This window comes from Clostridium sp. AF17-21AC (assembly GCF_003461365.1).
In the GTDB taxonomy this organism is placed as follows: Bacteria; Bacillota; Clostridia; order Lachnospirales; family Lachnospiraceae; genus Coprococcus; species Coprococcus ammoniilyticus.
In genome coordinates, this window is the sequence record NZ_QTWY01000002.1 from 468546 (window position 1) to 488526 (window position 19981).

Here is a 19981-nt window from a genome sequence, read left to right on the forward strand (position 1 = left end):
AACCATTTCCCATGCTACAAATTATTCGGTTATGTCCCTCTTTGTATCTTCAATTAATTCATTCAGTTTTTTCATAGCACTCTCAGGTTTATTTCTAACCAGAAGATTTCTCAGTTCTTCTAAATCTCTTAACAATTTTCTGTTAAATGCTGTAAATATAATTGTATTATCTTCCGATTCTCTATACATATCATTTATCTCCTATTCAAATTCTAATTTTACTTTTCCGTTTGTTATGATCTTTCTGATGCTATTTCCAGATTAAATCTGCACGTTACGTGCTGTCAAAAAATTTTTCTCTTATAAAATTTCGCGAATATGAGAAGCTCTGAAAGATATTCATGAATTTGAAATCTGTCAGGCATGGGACAAAATGCCACATCTGGTTGAATTTACAGAGAACTCGAAGATCGTCATAAGTTTCCAAATTCAAGTAATCCATCTTCTGTCACTATTCCAGAAGAATCATTTGCTAATATTCTTGTATTGACTTTAGAAGATGCATCATGATATGTTCGTTGTTTCTCCTTGCTGACGTATTTGCCCTCGGACAGATCTGTGTATCTTACATGCCTGAGCTTATCTGTCTCTGTGCTGTTCTTCTCGTCAATCTTCGCCTGTACCTGCTTATACAGGTCATCTCCTAGCAGTTCCTTTAATTCCATTGTTCCATCCTTTCTGGCTTTAATCGTAGCCACACATGGCAGTTATCACTCTTGCCTGAGTTATTTTATCGTCACAGTTTTACCGCCTTAAGCCGACTTTGGGCATAAAAAAAGGCCATGTTTTTACCATGATCTGAATTAGCTACCATTCTGTTCTTATTCCTCTGTATAACACGTATTTGTCAACTTATGGTATACATCCTCATACAGTTCCTGCCTATCGCCATTGTAGGTATATTCAGCATATATCCCATCACCACTGATATATGTTGACGCAAGGCATTTATAATTCTGTAATGTCTTGCATGACCAGACGATATATATGTCGCCCTCGTCTATCTGTATATCTGGGTGATTCTTACGATACCATTCAGCCAACTTCTTGCGACATACATTCTCAAAGTGTTTCATTCCTGTTACTATCATTACTTATCCTCCTATTTTATGCATAAAAAAAGCACCCTGCTACTGATCAGACCCCTGTCAAGTAGACAAGTAAAAAATCTAAAATAAGTTTATAGATATCCGCCACATTTGACTCAGTGTAGCGGATATTTATGTTATGAGACGTTTATGCACACCATTTTGCTTTGTATGCTTCTATTCTTTTGTTCTCTGCAATCGGATATTGTGTCGGGGTTTCCGCCGATAATGCTTCGCTTCGTACTTCCAGTGGCGTTTTGCAATGGAATCTTTCCTGCAGTCTTTCTTCGGCATAAAACTTTATATATTTGTCGATTGCCGAACGTAAAGATACCTCGTCGGTTATCTTATACATACAATACATCTCTGATTTGATAATCCCCCACAATCCTTCAGTAGGACCATTATCAATGCAGTGTCCAACACGGGACATAGACTGTTCCATGCCTTGTTCACGAAACCTTTTCTGAAATATTTTACTCGTGTACTGAAAACCTCTGTCAGAATGAAAAATCGGTCTGGCATCCGGATTATCTTTGAGAGCCTTATCGTATGTGTCAAACACGAGCTTATTGTCATTTCTTCCGCTTATGACATACGCAACTGGAAATCGATCATATAGATCAATGATGACACTGAGATATAGTTTCCTGCCAGTCTCAGGAACCTTGAATTCCGTAACATCCGTAGCCCATTTCTCATTAGGTTTCGTTGCATTGAATTCCCTCTTCAGCTTATTTTTCGCTGTTGCCTCCGGTCTGGACGACTGGTATTTCTTCTTTTTACGGATAATAGAATGAATTCCCAGCTTCTTCATGATTCTGTGAACTCTGTTTTTGCTGTAGCTGGTGTGATTGAAATGGTTGATCCAGCTTGTCATCCGCCTGTATCCTAAGATATGTCCGAACCGCTCGTCATACTCCTTTATCAGTTCTGCCAGTTTTGTGTTCTCGGATTCCTGCTCTGGAATTGTCCGGTGCAGCCATTTATAGTAAGCAGCGTGTGATATGCCCAATTGTTTGCACATCCAGTTGATACTCCATTGTTTTTTTTCGTAAAAATATTTTATTGCCTGATATTTTGATTCAAACCGTAGTTTACCAAGCCTCACATCCCTTCGAATTCCTTCACTTTTTTTAACAGTTCCACCACCATATCTTTTTCTTCAAGCTGGCGCTTTAGTCGAAGGTTCTCCCGGCGCAGCCGCTCCAATTCATCAACTTCATCATCCGTTTTGTGGTGTCCACGTTTATCGGATAGACCATCTCCTCCAGCAATATCATATTTTCTGACCCATGAATACACCTGGCTATAAGAAACATCATATAGAGAGGCTGTTCCTTTATAATCCCGGTTGTGGGTAATACAGTATTCGACGATTTCTTTACGTTCAGCTAGCGTTGTCTTTCTTCTTGCTTCTGCCATATAGACCTCCCTTTTGGGATCATAATCCCTAAGTTTTCTATTGGCATTATACAACGAAATCCATTTTTGTAGTGTTGCATGTGCAGGAATTCCATATCTGGCGCATAAATCGGTAACCGATCCTTCCCCGTTGATATACTTTCGAACCATTTCAATTTTAAATTCACTGGAATAGGAATGGTTAGCTGTAACAGAGCAGAGGGCTTCTATTCCCCCATTTTGATATGCCAGTATCCAGTTTCTTATAGTTCGTGTACTTTTTATAGATAAATCTACCATAATTTCAGAGACAGAACGTATTCCATTCAGATAATCCTCGACAGCAGAAATTTTTTCTTCAACCGTACACTTGGTTTTTCTTCCCATAAAAATACCTCCAAAGTAGATTTTGGTTATTTACCTTGTCTACTTCAGAGGTATCATATCATACTGCGGAGTGCTTTCATTCAAGCTTTCAAATTTATATCCATTGTCGCCTTCAATATTTTTTTCGTGATTTATTTTATTCCAAAAAACATCTTCTGGGATTCCATCCGGATATGCTTTGCAATGGAATGTATTATTATCTTTTTTTCCTATAAAATTTTTGCAATCCAAACACTGAGAAAAAATAACCATTACTTTACCTTCTTTAATACATATTTTTCTAGTAATTTCATAATATTTGTTGGCAATTCTTCACCATGTCTATATTGTACAAACGCTTCTGCTATTGTTTCAGCTCCATCATACGTACTATCCGCATATAATGAACCACCTCTAATAAACTGTTCCTAACTTTCTCTTCCATTTGTAAAAATAAACCATATATATCGCAATTTTGAAATGTTAGTACATGCGCCATCTCATGTGCGATTAAGTCTTCAACATTTTGAGCGGCCAACACATTATTATTATGGTTTCTCATAATTCTAGCAGAAAATGCTTCTAGACTCCCATTAAAATCATAATCTTTATTCAACACAAGTTTGTATTTCAAAAAACCGCCAACATTCTCTGGAACATACTGAAATGGCACTTTTTCATTGCCACTACCTAAACTTTCTAAATCAATATTGTTTATACGTACATTGTATTCTTCTTTTATCTTATCAAATGCATCACAAATGGCTTGCTTTGTTTCATTTGACATTCCCTTTATATTGTCGGTTTCTGACGGTAATTCAATTTTCTTTATTTTAACACTATTTTTTATATTATCAATATCTTCCTGAGTTATCCCCAGATATTTCCGCTGGTACTTCTCAAACTCATCTGTCTTGTCAAGATCAAAGTATGCTGCCCTGTCCTTTAGAGTCTGAAGCTCTTCATCATCCAGCGCCCATCTGGCACGCTGCAAGAGACAGCACCAGCAGTTGCAGTCTTCCGCCGGATCTCCAAACATCCCCGGAGCATCTACTTGTACACCACCAGCTTCAAAAGGTTCATCTATTTCACGAATCTGTCCGTCAAGCAGTCTATGCAGATCTCTTGTATTGCCATCAAAAGTGGAAAGCCTCAGATCATCCATGTTCCATTCACGCCGAAGGAAATAGATCTACTCTGGAAGAACATAAACTATGGTGTTGTTGATATGATTCTAATTGGTATATACAGCGGATGGCGACCACAAGAACTGTCTATCTTGAAAATAGCCGATATTGATCTGGAAAATAATACCATGTTCGGCGGTCTTAAGACTGATGCAGGGCGCAACAGGTGCGTTCCTATTCATCCAAAAATAAGAGATTTGATCATAAAACGAGTAGATCAGGCTAAAGAATTGGAATCCGATTATTTATTCAATGATTCGGATAGTCAGTCTGGTATGCGCATGACATACGACAAATACAGAAGCCGTTGGAATAAGGTCATGGGAAAATAAAAACTCTCCCACCGTCCTCACGATACAAGACATACATTTATTACATTGGCAAAAAATGCTGGCATGGATGAATACATCATAAAGCTGATAGTTGGTCATTCTATCGAGGATGTGACTGAGAAAGTGTACACCCACAGAACTTTAGATCAATTAAAAGAAGAAATAGAACTGATACAATAATAGCAAAAACCCCGGGAGCATATAATCTCCCGGGGCAATTATTTGTGTTCTACGACTGTGTTCTACCTGTGTCTTATTTGTGTCTTACGCACTAATTTTGGCACATTCCAGCAGAAACAGAAACCGCATAAATACTAGCTTTTTTAGAACTTACCAGCCTTTGCTGCTTCCTCTACAGAAACAGCTACAGCAACTGTCATACCAACCATAGGGTTGTTACCAGCACCGATCAGACCCATCATTTCTACGTGAGCAGGTACGGATGATGAACCAGCGAACTGAGCGTCACTGTGCATACGTCCAAGTGTATCTGTCATACCGTAGGAAGCAGGACCTGCTGCCATGTTATCTGGGTGAAGTGTACGACCTGTACCACCACCTGAAGCAACTGAGAAGTACTTCTTTCCTAACTCGTTACATTCCTTCTTGTAAGTACCAGCTACCGGATGCTGGAAACGAGTTGGGTTTGTTGAGTTACCAGTGATAGATACATCAACACCCTCTTTGTGCATGATAGCAACACCTTCTGGTACAGAGTTCGCACCATAGCAGTTAACCTTTGCACGAAGTCCTTCTGAGTAAGACTTTCTGAATACTTCTTTAACTGTGTTTGTATATGGATCATACTCAGTCTCAACAAATGTGAAACCGTTAATTCTTGAAATAATCTGAGCAGCGTCCTTACCAAGACCGTTTAAGATAACACGAAGTGGCTCTTTACGAACTTTGTTAGCTTTCTCTGCGATACCGATCGCACCTTCTGCTGCTGCGAATGACTCATGTCCTGCTAAGAAACAGAAGCACTTTGTCTCTTCTTCCAGTAACATCTTACCAAGGTTACCATGTCCAAGACCAACCTTACGTGTATCAGCAACTGAACCTGGGATACAGAATGACTGAAGGCCTTCACCGATTGCTGCTGCAGCTTCTGAAGCCTTTCTGCAGTTCTTCTTGATTGCGATTGCTGCACCTACTGTGTATGCCCAGCATGCATTCTCAAAACAAATAGGCTGAATGCTCTTTACCTGATTGTATACGTCTAAACCAGCATCCTTTGTGATCTTCTCTGCCTCTTCGATTGAGGAGATACCGTAGCTGTTTAATACTTCATTGATCTGTTTGATTCTTCTTTCATATGATTCAAATAATGCCATTATATCGTTACCTCCTTCTATTATTTCTCAATCTCTTTGTCTGTACGTGGGTCGATGAGTTTAACTGCATCTGCAACACGTCCATACTGTCCACATGACTTCTCATAAGCTGTGTTAGGGTCATCACCCTTCTTAATGAAATCAGTCATCTTACCAAGGTTAACGAATTTATATCCAATGATCATACCCTCTTCATCAAGAGCGATAGCATTTACATATCCTTCAGCCATCTCAAGGTATCTAGGACCCTTCTTTAATGTACCGTACATAGTACCAACCTGTGAACGAAGTCCCTTACCAAGATCTTCAAGACCAGCACCGATAGCAAGTCCATCCTCTGAGAATGCACTCTGTGAACGACCATATACGATCTGTAAGAATAACTCTCTCATAGCTGTGTTAATAGCATCACAAACAAGGTCTGTGTTAAGAGCTTCCATAACTGTAAGTCCCGGAAGGATCTCTGCTGCCATAGCTGCTGAATGAGTCATACCTGAACATCCAACTGTCTCAACTAATGCTTCCTGAATAATTCCTTCCTTAACATTTAATGTCAGCTTGCAGGCACCCTGCTGTGGTGCACACCAGCCAATACCATGTGTAAAGCCTGAAATATCCTTTACTTCTTTTGCCTGTACCCATTTTGCTTCTTCTGGAATTGGAGCACATCCATGATGTACGCCCTGTCCAACTGGGCACATGTTTTCAACTTCCTGTGAATAAATCATTGTGAATCTCCTTTCGAAATATGAAAATCTGCTTAAAGCGGTTATGAATATCTATTCTTTTTTCGTAACCATCAGACATATTTTCTCATAAACCGTCAATTAAGTCTATACCAATTAATAAAAAATATCAATAAGTTTGTCTAAAAATTTGCCATGTTTTTAGATTCATATTATAATTATTTTGGTTTGCTTTTATCTTTTTAGATTTCGGTAAACCAATCCTACATTGTATAAAGAAAAGAGGAATACATATGCGTTTTATAGATCTACATGTCCATACAACTGCTTCGGATGGTTCTTTTACTCCATCTGAAGTGTGCCAGATGGCTCTTGATAAGGGACTTGCCGCTCTGGCGATCACCGACCACGATACGGTTGATGGAGTCCCGGAAGCAATCCGGTTCATGGAAAATCATCAGCCGGCCCCGGATACACAGGATTCTCTCCCTATGGAATTGATTCCCGGTATCGAACTTTCGTGCAACTATGGTTCACGCGAGATCCATATTCTGGGCTTCTATATGGACTATACCAATCCCGGACTTCTTGCTGAATTGAACGCTTTAAAAGATGCACGTTTTAATCGAAATGTGGAAATGTGCAAGCTGTTTCAGCGTGACGGCATCGATATGACCATTGAAAAACTTCAAGAGGGAAATCCGGATACAGTCATTACCCGTGCGCATTTTGCAAGAGTTCTGATTGAGGACGGCATTGTCAAGAACAAGGATCAGGCATTTAAAAAATACCTTGGCGAAAAATGCAGATACTATCTTCCGAAACCGGAGGTCACATGTGAACGTGCTCTCTCGATCATCAACCAATATGGCAAATGTGCAGTTCTCGCACATCCATTACTCTATAAGCTTGGTTATAACCAGATTGAGGAATTACTGGACTATCTGAAACCACTTGGGTTAAAGGGCTTAGAAGCTTATCATTCTTCTAATAATTCCTATGAGAGCGGAAAGCTCCGGGCGATTGCAGACAGACATGACTTGTTTGTCTCCGGCGGTACGGATTTCCACGGTGTGATCAAACCGGACATCTCTCTCGGAACCGGGCGCGGCGGTATGCGGATCACCACAGGAATTCTGGACAATATAAAAGCGCATCTTTTTTGAAGAACAGAAAAAAATCTCCGTATCCAGTTTTTCCACTGAATATGGAGACTTTTCTCTGTTCTGATATCTTCTTAAATTTAAGAAGCTATTCTTTATTTCTTTTCCTTGTCTTCTTCCACTACTGCTGCATTCTTCTTTTCAAGCTCAGCAACTGCATTCTTATGCATTGGAATACGACAGTTCTTGTTATTACCAAACTCAACAATGATAGTTGTGTCATCTACAATATCAAGGATTGTGCCATAGAAACCACTGGTTGTCATAATATTGTCACCCGGTTCCATCTGGTTATGCATTTCCTCTGTCTTAGCCTTCTGCTTCTTCTGTGGACGGATCATCATGAAGTAGATAATTGCAGCAAAGATCAGGATATATACAACAATAAACATTGTGCTGCTACCTGTATTTGCTGGTGTACTACCGCTTAAAACCATTCCTAATGTGTTCATAATATTCTCCTTCTAAACTTCATTTGATGTTAAACTCTCTATCATAGACTTTTTATACGATGCATATGAGCCTTCTTCGATAGCCTGTCTAATCTCTTTCATCATATTATTATAAAAATACAAATTATGCAAGACGCAAAATCTCATACCAAGCATTTCATTTGCCTTTAACAGATGTCTGATATAACCTCTGCTGTAATGCTGACATGCCGGACATCCGCAACCTTCTTCAATCGGTCTGTCATCTGTCTCATATTTTGCATTCTTCAGATTCAGTTTTCCATGTTTTGTGTATACATGTGCATGTCGTCCGTTTCTGGATGGATATACACAGTCAAAGAAATCCACACCACGGTCAACTGCTTCGAGTATATTGATCGGCGTTCCGACACCCATCAGATAAACCGGCTTATTCTCAGGAAGATATGGCACGGTTACATCCAGAATATGATACATTTCCTCCGCTGTCTCTCCAACAGCCAATCCACCAATAGCATACCCCGGCAGATCCAGCTCTGCAATTCTTTTTGCATGGTCAATACGAATATCCTCATATACTGCGCCCTGATTGATTCCGAATAGCATCTGTTCCTTATTGATCGTATCCGGCAGGCTGTTTAAACGTGTCATCTCTGCCTTACAGCGCTCCAGCCAACGATAGGTTCTGGCAACCGAATTCTCCACATAAGAACGTTCCGCCTTTGCAGGTGCACACTCGTCAAACGCCATTGCGATCGTAGATGCAAGATTAGACTGGATCTGCATACTTTCCTCCGGTCCCATGAATATCTTGCGTCCATCTACATGCGAGTTAAATGTAACGCCTTCTTCTTTAATCTTTCGAAGTCCTGCAAGCGAGAACACCTGAAATCCGCCAGAATCCGTAAGAATTGGACGATCCCAATACATAAACTTATGTAAACCGCCCATTTTCTTCACAACCTCATCACCCGGTCTTACATGTAAATGATAGGTGTTTGATAATTCAATCTGACAGCCGATTTCTTTCAGATCTGTCGTAGCAACTGCACCTTTGATCGCAGCAGCAGTTCCCACATTCATAAATACAGGAGTTTCCACTGTACCATGAACAGTCGTAAAGGTAGCTCTTTTTGCTCTGCCATCTTTACAAATAATTTTATACATAATTACTCATTCTCCTTTAATATTCTTTCTCTATAATGCCCCAGTCTGAACGGAAATGCAACAGTTTCTTCTTATTAATTTTGTTCCTATCCACAATACGATTGAAAACTGTAACATTTGTACCAAATATAATGACTATTTTTTATTTACTCACTCTATTTTTAGTCATATTTACTTGTTTTTTATCAATTTTCATCGTCCTTTACCGAACCTTTACCGAAAAATATTGACTTTTTGTGCAATCTTCCTATAATGATAAACGGAAAAAAAATATTATAAATAAGAAGAGATACTACCATTATGATTTTCAGGTATCTCTCAAGAAGGAGGAAACATGTTAGCATCCATCTTAGCAGTAACCATCTTCCTGGCTATGTTTGTGCTGATCGTTCTTGATAAGATCGAACATTATCTTATAACGCTGGGCTGTGGATTACTCACCATCATCTTTGTCCTTGGTATCTGTCTGCACAGTGGACAGGCTATCATGGAAGTGTTAAACGTTAAAAGCATTTTTACAACCAGCTTCTGGCATACAGTTGGACAAGCATCTGAAGATTCCAGCGGTATCAGCTGGGCGACCATTATTTTTATTGCCGGTATGATGGTCATGGTTGAAGGTATGAAACGTGCAGGTTTCTTTACATGGCTCTGCATGCTGATTGCAAAGCTTGTACGATACAGAATTGTTCCAATTCTGATCACCTTTATGATCCTGTCAGCATTTCTTTCCATGTTCATTGCAAGTATCACGGTTATTCTGTTCCTTGCAGCTGTAACAGTAGAACTCTCACAATTATTAAAATTCAATCCGGTTCCAATGATCTTGGCAGAAGTCTTCTGCTCCAACCTCGGTGGAACTGCTACCGTCTGTGGTGATCCACCAAACATCATCATCGGTACCTCACTTGGATTTTCATTCTTTGATTTTCTGACAAATACCGGTGTGTTTGTTCTTATTTCACTGGTTATTATGATTGTCTATTTTTATCTTGCTTTTCGTAAGGAATTAAAGCAAAATGAAGGTGGGGTTGATACCTCAACAATACCAAGTCCTTCAGAAGCAATTACAGACAAATCCGGATTTATCTTCAGCTGTGTTATTTTCCTGCTTTCTGTTGTTCTGCTTCTTACACAGACACAGACAGGGCTGACAGTTGCTGCGATTGGTGTTATAATAGCTATAATCACACTGATCTGTTCCGGCAGACATGTACTGGAACTTTTAAAGAAGATTGATTACAAGACACTCTTATTCTTTATTGGTTTATTTGTTGTCGTTGGTGGTTTGGAGCAGACCGGTATTCTGGAAGTCATTGCAAAATTCATCAAAAACGTCAGCGGTGGAAATATGTATATCATGGTTGCTATTATCATCTGGCTCTCAGCTATCTGCAGTGCCTTTATCGATAATGTTCCATTTGCTGCTACTATGGTTCCTGTTATCAAAGAACTTGCAGCAGGTAATGGTGGGGTTCTTGCCGTCCTTGCCTATTCATTAGCCATTGGTACAGATATTGGTGGAAATGCAACACCTATCGGTGCTTCCGCAAATGTTGTTGGTACTTCAGTAGCTGCTAAAGCAGGTCATCCGGTCGGATGGGGCGAATATTGTAAGAAGATGGCTCCTGCTACTATTCTTGTTATGATCATTTGTACACTCGGTGTATTTATTCGATATAACAGCGTCTTCTAAGAAACTTACATATTTTTAGGGAGGTTATAAAATATGGACAAACAGGTTATTATCACGATCGGTCGTGAATATGGAAGTGGCGGACATGTAATTGCTCAGGACATTGCAAAACGTTTTAATGTCCCATATTACAATCGTAATCTAATTGAAGAAGTTGCAAAACAGAATAATTTTGATACAGATAATATTAAAGACTATGATGAGTCACCTAGAAAATATCTGTTCTCTCGTACCGTTCAGGGATACAGCAATTCTCCGGAAGAGATTCTTGCCGGTCTTCAGTTCGATTTTATAAAAGAAAAGGCAGCATCCGGAGAATCCTTTGTAATTGTTGGCAGATGTGCCGACTATGTATTAAAGGATATGGATTGTGTAGCTTCATTCTTTATTGTCGCTGATGCCGAAGCGAAGTTACAGCGTACTATGGAAACCAAGCAGTTATCCCAACGTGATGCTGAAGCTACGATCAAACGTCATGACCGTAACAGAAAAACATATTACAAGGATCACACTGATATGGAATGGGGCAACAGTAAGAACTATGATATGACGATCAATTCAACCGTCCTGGGCTTCAAAAAGACCGCCGATATCATTGAAGATTTTGTAAAAACAAAATTTGATCTGTAATTCATAATTTACTGACAGAAACAAAGCCGGGTATGAAATGTCATATCCGGCTTTCTACTTTATTCATATCTCTCGTCAATTACACGTTTTGTCTTCTTCTCACTTCTTGGAAGCACCCCAATCTCTACAACCTTAACAAGTGGGGTAAATCCAATCCGACTCTTTACTCTCTCTGCAATACGCTTAGATAACTCTACGAAATCTACGCTTCCATCCGTCTCTACATAGATTCTCATTGTGTCTTTTCCATCCAGATGGGAGATACGAATCTGATATTCACTTGATAATTCAGGGAATTCCTTCAATACTTCTTCAATCTGGCTTGGGAATACATTTACACCCTTAATTTTCATCATATCATCCGTTCTTCCCATAATCACACCTAACCTTGGATGCTTGCATCCACATGGGCAATCTCCCGGAATAATTCTTGAAAGATCATGTGTACGATAACGAATCAGAGGTGCACCCTCTTTTACAAGCGTTGTTATAACAATCTCACCCATTTCGCCATCCGGAACCGGCTCTAAGGTTACAGGATCAAGAATCTCGATATAGACATAATCATCCCAGTAATGCATACCGTTGTCATATTTACAGCTGATTCCGATACCCGGTCCATAAATCTCTGTCAAACCATAGATGTCATATAATTCAATTCCCAGTTCCTCTGAGATACGTTTTCTCATCTTTTCGCCCCAGCGTTCAGAACCGATCACACCCTTCTTCAGGCAAATCTTATCTTTGATACCACGTTTCTCGATCTCCTCTGCAAGAAGAAGTGCATAGGAAGACGTCGAACAAAGGACAGTAGATTTCATGTCCTGCATCATCTGAAGCTGTTTATCCGTATTTCCTGGTCCCATAGGTATGACCATAGCACCTAACTTCTCTGCTCCGTTCTGGAAGCCGATTCCTGCCGTCCAGAGTCCATATCCCGGTGTGATCTGAATACGATCCATATTCGTGATACCTGCAAGCTCATAACAACGCTTGAACATAATCGCCCAGTCATCTACATCCTTTGCTGTGTATGGAATAATAACCGGAAGTCCTGTTGTTCCTGATGATGAATGGATACGAACGATCTCACTTTCCGGCGCTGTCATTAAACCAAGTGGATATGCATCTCTCAGGTCTTTTTTTTCTGAAAATGGAAGCTTCTTAAAATCCTCCGGTGTCGAAATTCTTGTAATTCCTGCTTCCTCCAGCTTCTTTCCATAAAAACTTTCAGCCTTAATCAATGCTTCGATCTGTTTATTGACCTGACTGATCTGTAACTCTGAAATCTCCATTATTTATCCTCCAAACTTTCTATTTTATAAAATATTTTTATTGTATATAATCAAGTGCTCTGAAATTCAGCTCATGTAATTTTTCCGGCAATCTTTTTATCAAAGCCTGTTTGATATCTTCTTTTTCAAGTCCAAGCATACCGGTCGAGATTGCGGCTCCAAGCATCAGGACATTTAACACCTTTGCAGACCCAAGAGTTTCACATGCCTGATCTGTATCGATCACCAGAACCTGATCTACCTGTGTCTTCAAATAATCAATCATAGATGCTCCGTTATAACCGGTCTTCGCCAGCGATGCTGTAACCGGCATAACCGCACGATTGCTGACGACTACTGCTCCGTTTTTTTTCAGATAAGGAAGCATCCGCACCGTTTCTCCCGGTTCAAATCCCAGGATCATATCTGCTGTTCCTTTTGCTATCATTGGTGAATACAGATTTTCACCCATTCTTACATGGCTGAATACGCTTCCTCCGCGCTGTGCCATACCGATCGTTTCCGCACTCATAACCGGGATTCCTTTCTCCATAGCTGCGGCTGCGATCAGCTTGGATGCAAGCACTGTTCCCTGTCCACCGACACCACACAGAATAATATTCTTATTCATTATGCCTGCCCCCTTTCTTCTTGTCCGTCCCCGATTGCATGTACCGGGCAGAGTTGGCTGCACAAAGTACATCCTGTACAGAGACTTTCATCGATACAAACCTTGCCTTCAAATGTGTAAAGTGCCGGACAACCGATCTCTCTGATACATTTCTGGCAACCTATACATGCATCTGTATCTATATGCATACATCTGGACGACTTCGTAATGGCTATACATGGAGATTTGAAAATAATTGCCTTCACACCCGGTTCTGCTGCAACACGCGCAACTGTCTGTACCGCTGCTTCATGCTCAAATGGATTGATCGTCTCTACTGTCTTAAGACCAATTCCCTTTAAGATACCAACAATATCAATCTTATTTACAATATCTCCCATCATCGTATGTCCGGTTCCAGGATGTGGCTGGTGTCCTGTCATAGCCGTCGTGGAATTATCAAGAACGATCAATGTCATATCTGCCTGATTATAAACCGCATTTACGACGCCGGGAATTGCTGACGCGAAGAATGTAGAATCTCCAACAAATGCAAAACATGTCGTATCCGGTTCTGTATGATAAACACCCTGCGCAATTCCAAGCCCTGCGCCCATACACAGACAAGTGTCAACCATATCAAGCGGCATGGCATTTCCAAGTGTATAACATCCGATATCTCCGCAAAAGATTGTCTTCTTTCCCTTCATAGCGCATTTTACATCATAAAAGGAAGCACGATGAGGACAACCTGCACATAATACAGGTGGACGTACTGGAAGCTCCGGCATCTCTGCCAACTCTTCCGACTGATTGTTCTTTTCACCTGCGGTAAGCGCCTTGTACCGGTCTACTGCAATACCCTGATCCAATAAGAACTGTGTGATACTGTCCTTTACACTGTCAATCGTGTTCTCACCTGAGGCTGCTACATGACCGGTCAGCTTACCATAGATCTTTACCGGGAGATGATATTTGCCCGCTATATAGGTAAGCGCACGTTCGATCACCGGATCTAATTCTTCCACACATAAAACCGCATCTAACTGTTCCAGATATTCAACTGCTTTTCGTTCCGGGAACGGAAACGGGGTCGCTACTTTAAATATCGCTATTTTTTCTGCATCGTCTCCCAGGGCTTCCATTGTATATGTATAATTGATTCCACCGGTTGCAATACCAAATCTTGTCTCTGTCTTCCTGCTCACAACATTTCTGTCATATTCAGAAAAGGCATCCCCCAGCTCGACATTTCGCTTTTCAATATTCCGATGTGCCTGAAAGGACAGCTTCGGGAAAATAACCCACCGTTTGGAATCTTTCACAAATCCCTCCGATTCATTCTTTTTGTATTCTGCTGCATCCTTTACTTCAATCGTTGCATATCCATGACACACTCTTGTTGTCGGTCTTAAGAATACAGGTGTTTTATATTTTTCCGAGTACTCAAAAGCCTCCTGTACCATTTCATAAGCTTCCTGTGCCGATGTAGGATCAAAGCATGGAACCTTTGAAAATGCTGCAAATGTCCGCGTATCCTGTTCTGTCTGTGATGAGATTGGCCCCGGATCGTCGGCAACCAGAATCACCATACCGCCTTTTACTCCCACATACTCCAGACTCATCAACGGATCAGATGCCACATTTAATCCGACCTGCTTCATTGTTACCATAACTCTCGCGCCTGAATAAGCAGCACCGGCTGCTACCTCCATGGCAACCTTCTCGTTAACCGACCATTCTACATAACAGTCATTTGTTCTGTTCTTTGCAACCGTCTCAAGTACCTCTGTCGATGGCGTTCCCGGATATCCGGAAATCAAATTTACCCCGGCAGCAATTGCCCCAAGCGCAATTGCTTCATTTCCCATTCGAAATTCCTTATGCATCTTTCTAACTCCTGTAATAATCTTGTGAATGATTTTTATTATAAATCTTTAAAATGAAATTCTTTCTTTCCTGTTGCATAATCATCTACAATCTGTCCACATCCAAACAGTTTGTATTTATAAGTAACAAGCCCTTCCAGACCAACCGGACCTCTTGCGTGGATCTTTCCTGTACTGATTCCAACCTCTGCACCAAAACCATAACGGAAACCATCCGCAAACCTAGTTGAACAATTCTGATAAACTCCGGCAGAATCTACCATCTGCATAAATAATTCTGCAGTTTCCGCATTTTCGGTAATGATACTGTCTGTATGATGGGAACCGTATTTATTGATATGTGCGATCGCATCATTTACCGTATCTACAATCTTAACAGAAACAATCAGATCCAGATATTCTTTGAACTCCTGTTCACCGATTGTCTCTCCGCCAATCAGATCTGTTACTTCCTTTGTTCCACGAAGCGTAATTCCATTTTCCTTTAATGCTTTTGCAAGAACCGGAAGAAATTTTTCTGCTATATCTCTATGGATCAACAAAGTTTCCACCGCATTACATGCTGCTGTATACTGGGTCTTTGCATCGATAATAATCGGAATCGCTTTATTTGGATCATAATCTCTATCTACATAAATATGACAGATTCCATCTGCATGTCCCATAACAGGAATCTTTGTATGATTCATAATATACTGAACAAAACTGTTCGATCCTCTCGGTATCAGAAGGTCAACCGTCTCATGGCACGACAGAAGTTCATCAATCTCACTGTGCTGCTCTGCCTGAAGCATACAATCTGCCGGCAATCCTGCATCTATTATACTGTTATGTATAATCTGAAACAGGATACGATTGGTATATGTTGTCTCCCTACCACCCTTTAGTATCGCACAATTTCCACTCTTAATACAAAGAGATGATATCTGAACAAGTGCATCCGGTCTTGCTTCAAAAATAACTCCGATAACACCAATCGGACAGGTGACACGATTCAGAACTAATCCCTCATCCAACTGGCGTTTTAATGTCACCTTTCCTAATGGATCAGGCAGAGCAACTAACTGCTCAATTCCTTTTATAACATCTCTTAGTTTTCCCTCATCAAACTTCAAGCGTTTCATTACTGCCTGTGCAATATGATCTTCTTCTGCCGCTGCCAGATCTCGTTTATTCTCTTCAAAAATCTTTGCCGCATTTGCCCTTAAATTCTCTGCAACCAGTAGAAGTGCTTTATTTCTCTGTTCTACCGAAGAAGCTGCCAGATAAGGTGCTGCCGCTTTCATTTTTATTGTTTCTTCTTTTATTCCCATACCTTTTTCAATAGCTGCCTGCTATTATATTTCCTTTCTATTACAATACATCTGTAATTATTGTTCTTGTTTATCTGATATAATATATCAGATATATACCCTTTTTCGCACTGTTTATGTATGATTCACCATATCTATTTTATAGATTTATGTATGTAATTGCAATAAAAATACATAATCTTTTACCATTATATTAGTTTTTAAATACCATAACAGCCTTCAATATCCGGCTATCTAAGAATAACATGCCGTTGCTTTTTAATTTTTATATTTTACAATCTTTTATGAGGTACAGAATGATTATTTCATATTTTAAATTAATATTTATACACAAAAAAAGAAAGCGTTTTTTGACGCTTTCTTTTTTTAAACTATTTCATGTACCTTCAGAATTTCATACAGAAAGTCTTGCGACTTCATTCTCTCCAATCTCTTTCCCGCTTATCTTTCGAACCTCTCAGGATAAGTCTTCGACCTATTAGTATCTGTCAGCTGAATGCGTTACCGCACTTACACCTCAGACCTATCAACCTCGTAGTCTTCAAGGGGTCTTATTTCTTTAAAGAATGGGATATCTAATCTTGAGGGGGGCTTCACGCTTAGATGCCTTCAGCGTTTATCCCTGCCGGACTTGGCTACTCTGCCATGCTGTTGGTCAACAACAGATACACCAGCGGTCCGTCCATCCCGGTCCTCTCGTACTAAGGACAGCTCCTCTCAAATATCCTACGCCCACGCCGGATAGGGACCGAACTGTCTCACGACGTTCTGAACCCAGCTCGCGTACCGCTTTAATGGGCGAACAGCCCAACCCTTGGAACCTGCTACAGCTCCAGGATGCGATGAGCCGACATCGAGGTGCCAAACCACTCCGTCGATGTGAACTCTTGGGAGTGATAAGCCTGTTATCCCCAGGGTAGCTTTTATCCGTTGAGCGATGGCAATCCCACGTTATACCACCGGATCACTAAGTCCTACTTTCGTACCTGCTCCACCCGTCGGTGTCGCAGTCAAGCTCCCTTCTGCCTTTGCACTCTTCGAATGGTTTCCGACCATTCTGAGGGAACCTTTGAGCGCCTCCGATACCCTTTCGGAGGCGACCGCCCCAGTCAAACTCCCCGTCAGACATTGTCCCCCAGCCGGGTCACGGCTGCAGGTTAGAAACCCAGTACTGTAAGGGTGGTATCCCAAGGTCAGCTCCATGACAACTGGCGTCATCATTTCCTAGCTTCCCACCTATCCTGTACAGACAGTACCGAATCCCAGTATCAAACTGGAGTAAAGCTCCATGGGGTCTTTCCGTCCTGGCGCAGGTAACCAGCATCTTCACTGGTATTTCAATTTCACCGGGTGTGTTGTCGAGACAGTGCCCAAATCATTACGCCTTTCGTGCGGGTCGGAACTTACCCGACAAGGAATTTCGCTACCTTAGGACCGTTATAGTTACGGCCGCCGTTTACTGGGGCTTAAATTCAAACCTTCGCTTGCGCTAAGCTCTCCTCTTAACCTTCCAGCACCGGGCAGGCGTCAGCCCATATACCTCACCTTTCGGTTTTGCATAGACCTGTGTTTTTGCTAAACAGTTGCTTGGGCCATTTCTCTGCGGCCACATCTCTGTGGCACTCCTTCTCCCGAAGTTACGGAGTCATTTTGCCGAGTTCCTTAACAACACTTCTCCCGCCGGCCTTAGGATTCTCTCCTCATCCACCTGTGTCGGTTTACGGTACGGGCACATACAAAACAATAGCGGCTTTTCTTGGCAGCTAGCTCACCAGCTTCGTTACTTATAGTTCACTCCGCATTACGTCTTCTCCTTGCAAGGGGGATTTGCCTCCCTTACGGATACCTCGCTTGCACCGGCTTTTCCATTTCCGGCTCTGGCTTTCTCTCTGCGTCCCCACAGTTCTGTTTGTATGTGGTACAGGAATTTCTACCTGTTATCCATCGACTACGACTTTCGTCCTCGCCTTAGGCCCCGACTTACCCAGGGAAGATCAGCTTTACCCTGGAAACCTTAGATATTCGGCCTTTAAGATTCTCACTTAAATCTCGCTACTCATTCCGGCATTCTCTCTTCTTAACACTCCACTGCTCCTTCCGGTACAGCTTCGTCACGTTAAGAATGCTCCTCTACCAATGTTTTCACATTCCATAGCTTCGGTGGTGTGTTTTAGCCCCGGACATTTTCGGCGCAGGACCTCTCGACTAGTGAGCTATTACGCACTCTTTGAATGTATGGCTGCTTCTGAGCCAACATCCTAGTTGTCTTCGAAATCCCACATCCTTTACCACTTAACACACACTTTGGGACCTTAGCTGATGGTCTGGGCTCTTTCCCTTTTGACTACCCAACTTATCTCGTGCAGTCTGACTCCCGTACATCATCTCTGCGGCATTCGGAGTTTGATAATCTTCGGTAAGCTTTGACGCCCCCTAGGATATTCAGTGCTCTACCTCCGCTAGACTAATACGAGGCTAGCCCTAAAGCTATTTCGAGGAGAACCAGCTATCTCCGGGTTCGATTGGAATTTCTCCCCTACCCACACCTCATCGCCACCCTTTTCAACGGATGTGCGTTCGGTCCTCCATTGCCTTTTACGGCAACTTCAACCTGGACATGGGTAGATCACCCGGTTTCGGGTCTTCTTATACTGACTTTACGTGCTATTAACACTTGCTTTCACTTCGGCTCCGTACCTGAGGTACTTAACCTTGCCAGCACAAGAAACTCGCCGGACCGTTCTACAAAAAGTACGCGGTTCTGCTTTATTCGCAGTTCCACAGCTTGTAAACACAGGGTTTCAGGTTCTCTTTCACTCCCCTCCCGGGGTCCTTTTCACCTTTCCTTCACAGTACTATGCGCTATCGGTCACTGAGTAGTATTTAGCCTTGGAGGGTGGTCCCTCCGCCTTCCCACAAGGTTTCTCGTGTCTCGTGGTACTCCGGATCCTGCTAGGTGTGTTTCTGATTTCATGTACGAGGCTTTCACTCTCTCTGGCGGGACTTCCCAGACCCTTCTACTATCTTCTACACTGCCATATCGCAGTCCATACCCCGTCGTGCACGCACAACGGTTTGGGCTCTTCCGCGTTCGCTCGCCGCTACTTACGGAATCGATGTTTCTTTCTCTTCCTCCGCCTACTTAGATGTTTCAGTTCAGCGGGTTCCCTCCGTATACCTATGTATTCAGTATACGGTGACTGAGGTTTGCTCAGCCGGGTTTCCCCATTCAGATATCTGCGGGTCATCGGATATTTGCTCCTTACCGCAGCTTTTCGCAGCTTATCACGTCTTTCTTCGGCTCTCAGTGCCAAGGCATCCACCCTGCGCTCTTTCTAACTTAACCTTACAGCATACGTAGCTTGATATGCTGTGGTCCGTTGCTATCTTTCGATAACTTGATTCGCGTTT

The 19981-nt window shown here is 41.6% G+C and carries 19 protein-coding genes and 1 rRNA gene; 4 read left to right on the plus strand and 16 right to left on the minus strand.

The annotated features are described in order from the left end of the window. Positions 1 to 21: 21 nt before the first annotated feature. From DWW85_RS12670 to DWW85_RS12900, 7 genes are all read right to left on the minus strand, one after another. Positions 22 to 189 (minus strand): hypothetical protein, encoded by a 168-nt coding sequence (locus tag DWW85_RS12670; RefSeq protein ID WP_173784089.1) that lies wholly within the window; start codon positions 187 to 189, stop codon positions 22 to 24. Positions 190 to 413: 224 nt separating this feature from the next. Continuing rightward, positions 414 to 698 (minus strand): hypothetical protein, encoded by a 285-nt coding sequence (locus tag DWW85_RS05090; RefSeq protein WP_147340894.1) that lies wholly within the window; start codon positions 696 to 698, stop codon positions 414 to 416. Between the two features lie 123 nt (positions 699 to 821). Then, positions 822 to 1091 (minus strand): DUF6275 family protein, encoded by a 270-nt coding sequence (locus DWW85_RS05095; protein ID WP_117807731.1) that lies wholly within the window; start codon positions 1089 to 1091, stop codon positions 822 to 824. Between the two features lie 145 nt (positions 1092 to 1236). Then, positions 1237 to 2199, minus strand: coding sequence for an IS3 family transposase (locus tag DWW85_RS05100; RefSeq protein ID WP_181986500.1), 963 nt, complete (start codon positions 2197 to 2199; stop codon positions 1237 to 1239). Beyond that, positions 2196 to 2879, minus strand: coding sequence for a helix-turn-helix domain-containing protein (locus DWW85_RS05105; protein ID WP_117807734.1), 684 nt, complete (start codon positions 2877 to 2879; stop codon positions 2196 to 2198). Before DWW85_RS05105 ends, DWW85_RS05100 begins: the two co-directional genes overlap by 4 nt. 39 nt (positions 2880 to 2918) lie before the next feature. Further along, positions 2919 to 3131 (minus strand): glutamyl-tRNA amidotransferase, encoded by a 213-nt coding sequence (locus tag DWW85_RS05110; protein WP_117807736.1) that lies wholly within the window; start codon positions 3129 to 3131, stop codon positions 2919 to 2921. Between the two features lie 91 nt (positions 3132 to 3222). After that, positions 3223 to 4023 (minus strand): phage head morphogenesis protein, encoded by an 801-nt coding sequence (locus DWW85_RS12900; protein WP_242996040.1) that lies wholly within the window; start codon positions 4021 to 4023, stop codon positions 3223 to 3225. Positions 4024 to 4086: 63 nt separating this feature from the next. Here DWW85_RS12900 and DWW85_RS12675 point away from each other — a divergent pair, with 63 nt between their 5' ends. Then, a complete protein-coding gene (locus tag DWW85_RS12675) occupies positions 4087 to 4377 on the plus strand; it encodes a tyrosine-type recombinase/integrase (protein ID WP_181986501.1) in 291 nt (96 codons plus the stop codon). Positions 4378 to 4700: 323 nt separating this feature from the next. Here DWW85_RS12675 and DWW85_RS05125 read toward each other — a convergent pair whose 3' ends face one another. Beyond that, positions 4701 to 5711, minus strand: coding sequence for a GGGtGRT protein (locus tag DWW85_RS05125; protein ID WP_008401547.1), 1011 nt, complete (start codon positions 5709 to 5711; stop codon positions 4701 to 4703). 20 nt (positions 5712 to 5731) lie between these two features. Next, the gene (locus DWW85_RS05130) at positions 5732 to 6439 is read right to left on the minus strand and encodes a nitrogen-fixing protein NifU (protein ID WP_008401546.1); all 708 of its coding nucleotides are present in this window, start codon (positions 6437 to 6439) and stop codon (positions 5732 to 5734) included. 251 nt (positions 6440 to 6690) lie between these two features. Between DWW85_RS05130 and DWW85_RS05135 the strand changes: the two genes are divergently transcribed. Next, entirely contained in the window at positions 6691 to 7563 is an 873-nt protein-coding gene (locus DWW85_RS05135) for a PHP domain-containing protein (RefSeq protein WP_008401545.1), read from the plus strand. Between the two features lie 92 nt (positions 7564 to 7655). On the opposite strand, the gene yajC is transcribed toward DWW85_RS05135, so the two are convergent. Then, positions 7656 to 8012 (minus strand): preprotein translocase subunit YajC, encoded by a 357-nt coding sequence (gene yajC, locus DWW85_RS05140; RefSeq protein WP_008401544.1) that lies wholly within the window; start codon positions 8010 to 8012, stop codon positions 7656 to 7658. 12 nt (positions 8013 to 8024) lie between these two features. Further along, positions 8025 to 9158 (minus strand): tRNA guanosine(34) transglycosylase Tgt, encoded by a 1134-nt coding sequence (gene tgt / locus DWW85_RS05145; protein WP_008401543.1) that lies wholly within the window; start codon positions 9156 to 9158, stop codon positions 8025 to 8027. Positions 9159 to 9492: 334 nt separating this feature from the next. On the opposite strand from tgt, the gene DWW85_RS05150 reads away from it, so the two are divergent. Both DWW85_RS05150 and DWW85_RS05155 read left to right on the plus strand, forming a co-directional pair. Then, positions 9493 to 10854: an SLC13 family permease gene (locus DWW85_RS05150; RefSeq protein ID WP_117807737.1), complete on the plus strand. Its 1362-nt coding sequence runs from the start codon at positions 9493 to 9495 to the stop codon at positions 10852 to 10854. 33 nt (positions 10855 to 10887) lie between these two features. After that, positions 10888 to 11484, plus strand: a complete 597-nt coding sequence (locus DWW85_RS05155) for a cytidylate kinase-like family protein (RefSeq protein WP_117807739.1) — start codon at positions 10888 to 10890, stop codon at positions 11482 to 11484. 59 nt (positions 11485 to 11543) lie between these two features. Here the strand turns inward: DWW85_RS05155 and DWW85_RS05160 are convergent, their stop codons facing one another. The 5 genes from DWW85_RS05160 to DWW85_RS05180 all read right to left on the minus strand — a co-directional run bounded on the left by DWW85_RS05160 (position 11544) and on the right by DWW85_RS05180 (position 19916). Continuing rightward, positions 11544 to 12779 (minus strand): phenylacetate--CoA ligase, encoded by a 1236-nt coding sequence (locus DWW85_RS05160; RefSeq protein ID WP_117807740.1) that lies wholly within the window; start codon positions 12777 to 12779, stop codon positions 11544 to 11546. A gap of 37 nt (positions 12780 to 12816) precedes the next feature. Then, positions 12817 to 13389, minus strand: coding sequence for an indolepyruvate oxidoreductase subunit beta (locus DWW85_RS05165; RefSeq protein ID WP_117807742.1), 573 nt, complete (start codon positions 13387 to 13389; stop codon positions 12817 to 12819). Further along, positions 13389 to 15257 (minus strand): indolepyruvate ferredoxin oxidoreductase subunit alpha, encoded by a 1869-nt coding sequence (iorA, locus tag DWW85_RS05170; protein WP_117807744.1) that lies wholly within the window; start codon positions 15255 to 15257, stop codon positions 13389 to 13391. The genes DWW85_RS05165 and iorA overlap by 1 nt, the downstream gene beginning before the upstream one ends. Before the next feature lie 38 nt (positions 15258 to 15295). Next, positions 15296 to 16570 (minus strand): glutamate-5-semialdehyde dehydrogenase, encoded by a 1275-nt coding sequence (gene proA, locus DWW85_RS05175; protein ID WP_117807746.1) that lies wholly within the window; start codon positions 16568 to 16570, stop codon positions 15296 to 15298. Positions 16571 to 17028: 458 nt separating this feature from the next. Beyond that, positions 17029 to 19916 (minus strand): 23S ribosomal RNA (locus DWW85_RS05180). Positions 19917 to 19981: the final 65 nt, after the last annotated feature.

Excerpts from the sequence above, each read along its gene's own strand:
- DWW85_RS12670 (WP_173784089.1), bottom strand. The coding sequence starts at position 189 with ATGTATAGAGAATCGGAAGATAATACAATTATATTTACAGCATTTAAC.
- DWW85_RS05095 (WP_117807731.1), bottom strand. The coding sequence starts at position 1,091 with ATGATAGTAACAGGAATGAAACACTTTGAGAATGTATGTCGCAAGAAG.
- DWW85_RS05105 (WP_117807734.1), bottom strand. The coding sequence starts at position 2,879 with ATGGGAAGAAAAACCAAGTGTACGGTTGAAGAAAAAATTTCTGCTGTC.
- DWW85_RS05110 (WP_117807736.1), bottom strand. The coding sequence starts at position 3,131 with ATGGTTATTTTTTCTCAGTGTTTGGATTGCAAAAATTTTATAGGAAAA.
- DWW85_RS12900 (WP_242996040.1), bottom strand. The coding sequence starts at position 4,023 with ATGGATGATCTGAGGCTTTCCACTTTTGATGGCAATACAAGAGATCTG.
- DWW85_RS12675 (WP_181986501.1), top strand. The coding sequence starts at position 4,087 with ATGATTCTAATTGGTATATACAGCGGATGGCGACCACAAGAACTGTCT.
- DWW85_RS05125 (WP_008401547.1), bottom strand. The coding sequence starts at position 5,711 with ATGGCATTATTTGAATCATATGAAAGAAGAATCAAACAGATCAATGAA.
- DWW85_RS05130 (WP_008401546.1), bottom strand. The coding sequence starts at position 6,439 with ATGATTTATTCACAGGAAGTTGAAAACATGTGCCCAGTTGGACAGGGC.
- DWW85_RS05135 (WP_008401545.1), top strand. The coding sequence starts at position 6,691 with ATGCGTTTTATAGATCTACATGTCCATACAACTGCTTCGGATGGTTCT.
- yajC (WP_008401544.1), bottom strand. The coding sequence starts at position 8,012 with ATGAACACATTAGGAATGGTTTTAAGCGGTAGTACACCAGCAAATACA.
- tgt (WP_008401543.1), bottom strand. The coding sequence starts at position 9,158 with ATGTATAAAATTATTTGTAAAGATGGCAGAGCAAAAAGAGCTACCTTT.
- DWW85_RS05150 (WP_117807737.1), top strand. The coding sequence starts at position 9,493 with ATGTTAGCATCCATCTTAGCAGTAACCATCTTCCTGGCTATGTTTGTG.
- DWW85_RS05155 (WP_117807739.1), top strand. The coding sequence starts at position 10,888 with ATGGACAAACAGGTTATTATCACGATCGGTCGTGAATATGGAAGTGGC.
- DWW85_RS05160 (WP_117807740.1), bottom strand. The coding sequence starts at position 12,779 with ATGGAGATTTCAGAGTTACAGATCAGTCAGGTCAATAAACAGATCGAA.
- DWW85_RS05165 (WP_117807742.1), bottom strand. The coding sequence starts at position 13,389 with ATGAATAAGAATATTATTCTGTGTGGTGTCGGTGGACAGGGAACAGTG.
- iorA (WP_117807744.1), bottom strand. The coding sequence starts at position 15,257 with ATGCATAAGGAATTTCGAATGGGAAATGAAGCAATTGCGCTTGGGGCA.
- proA (WP_117807746.1), bottom strand. The coding sequence starts at position 16,570 with ATGGGAATAAAAGAAGAAACAATAAAAATGAAAGCGGCAGCACCTTAT.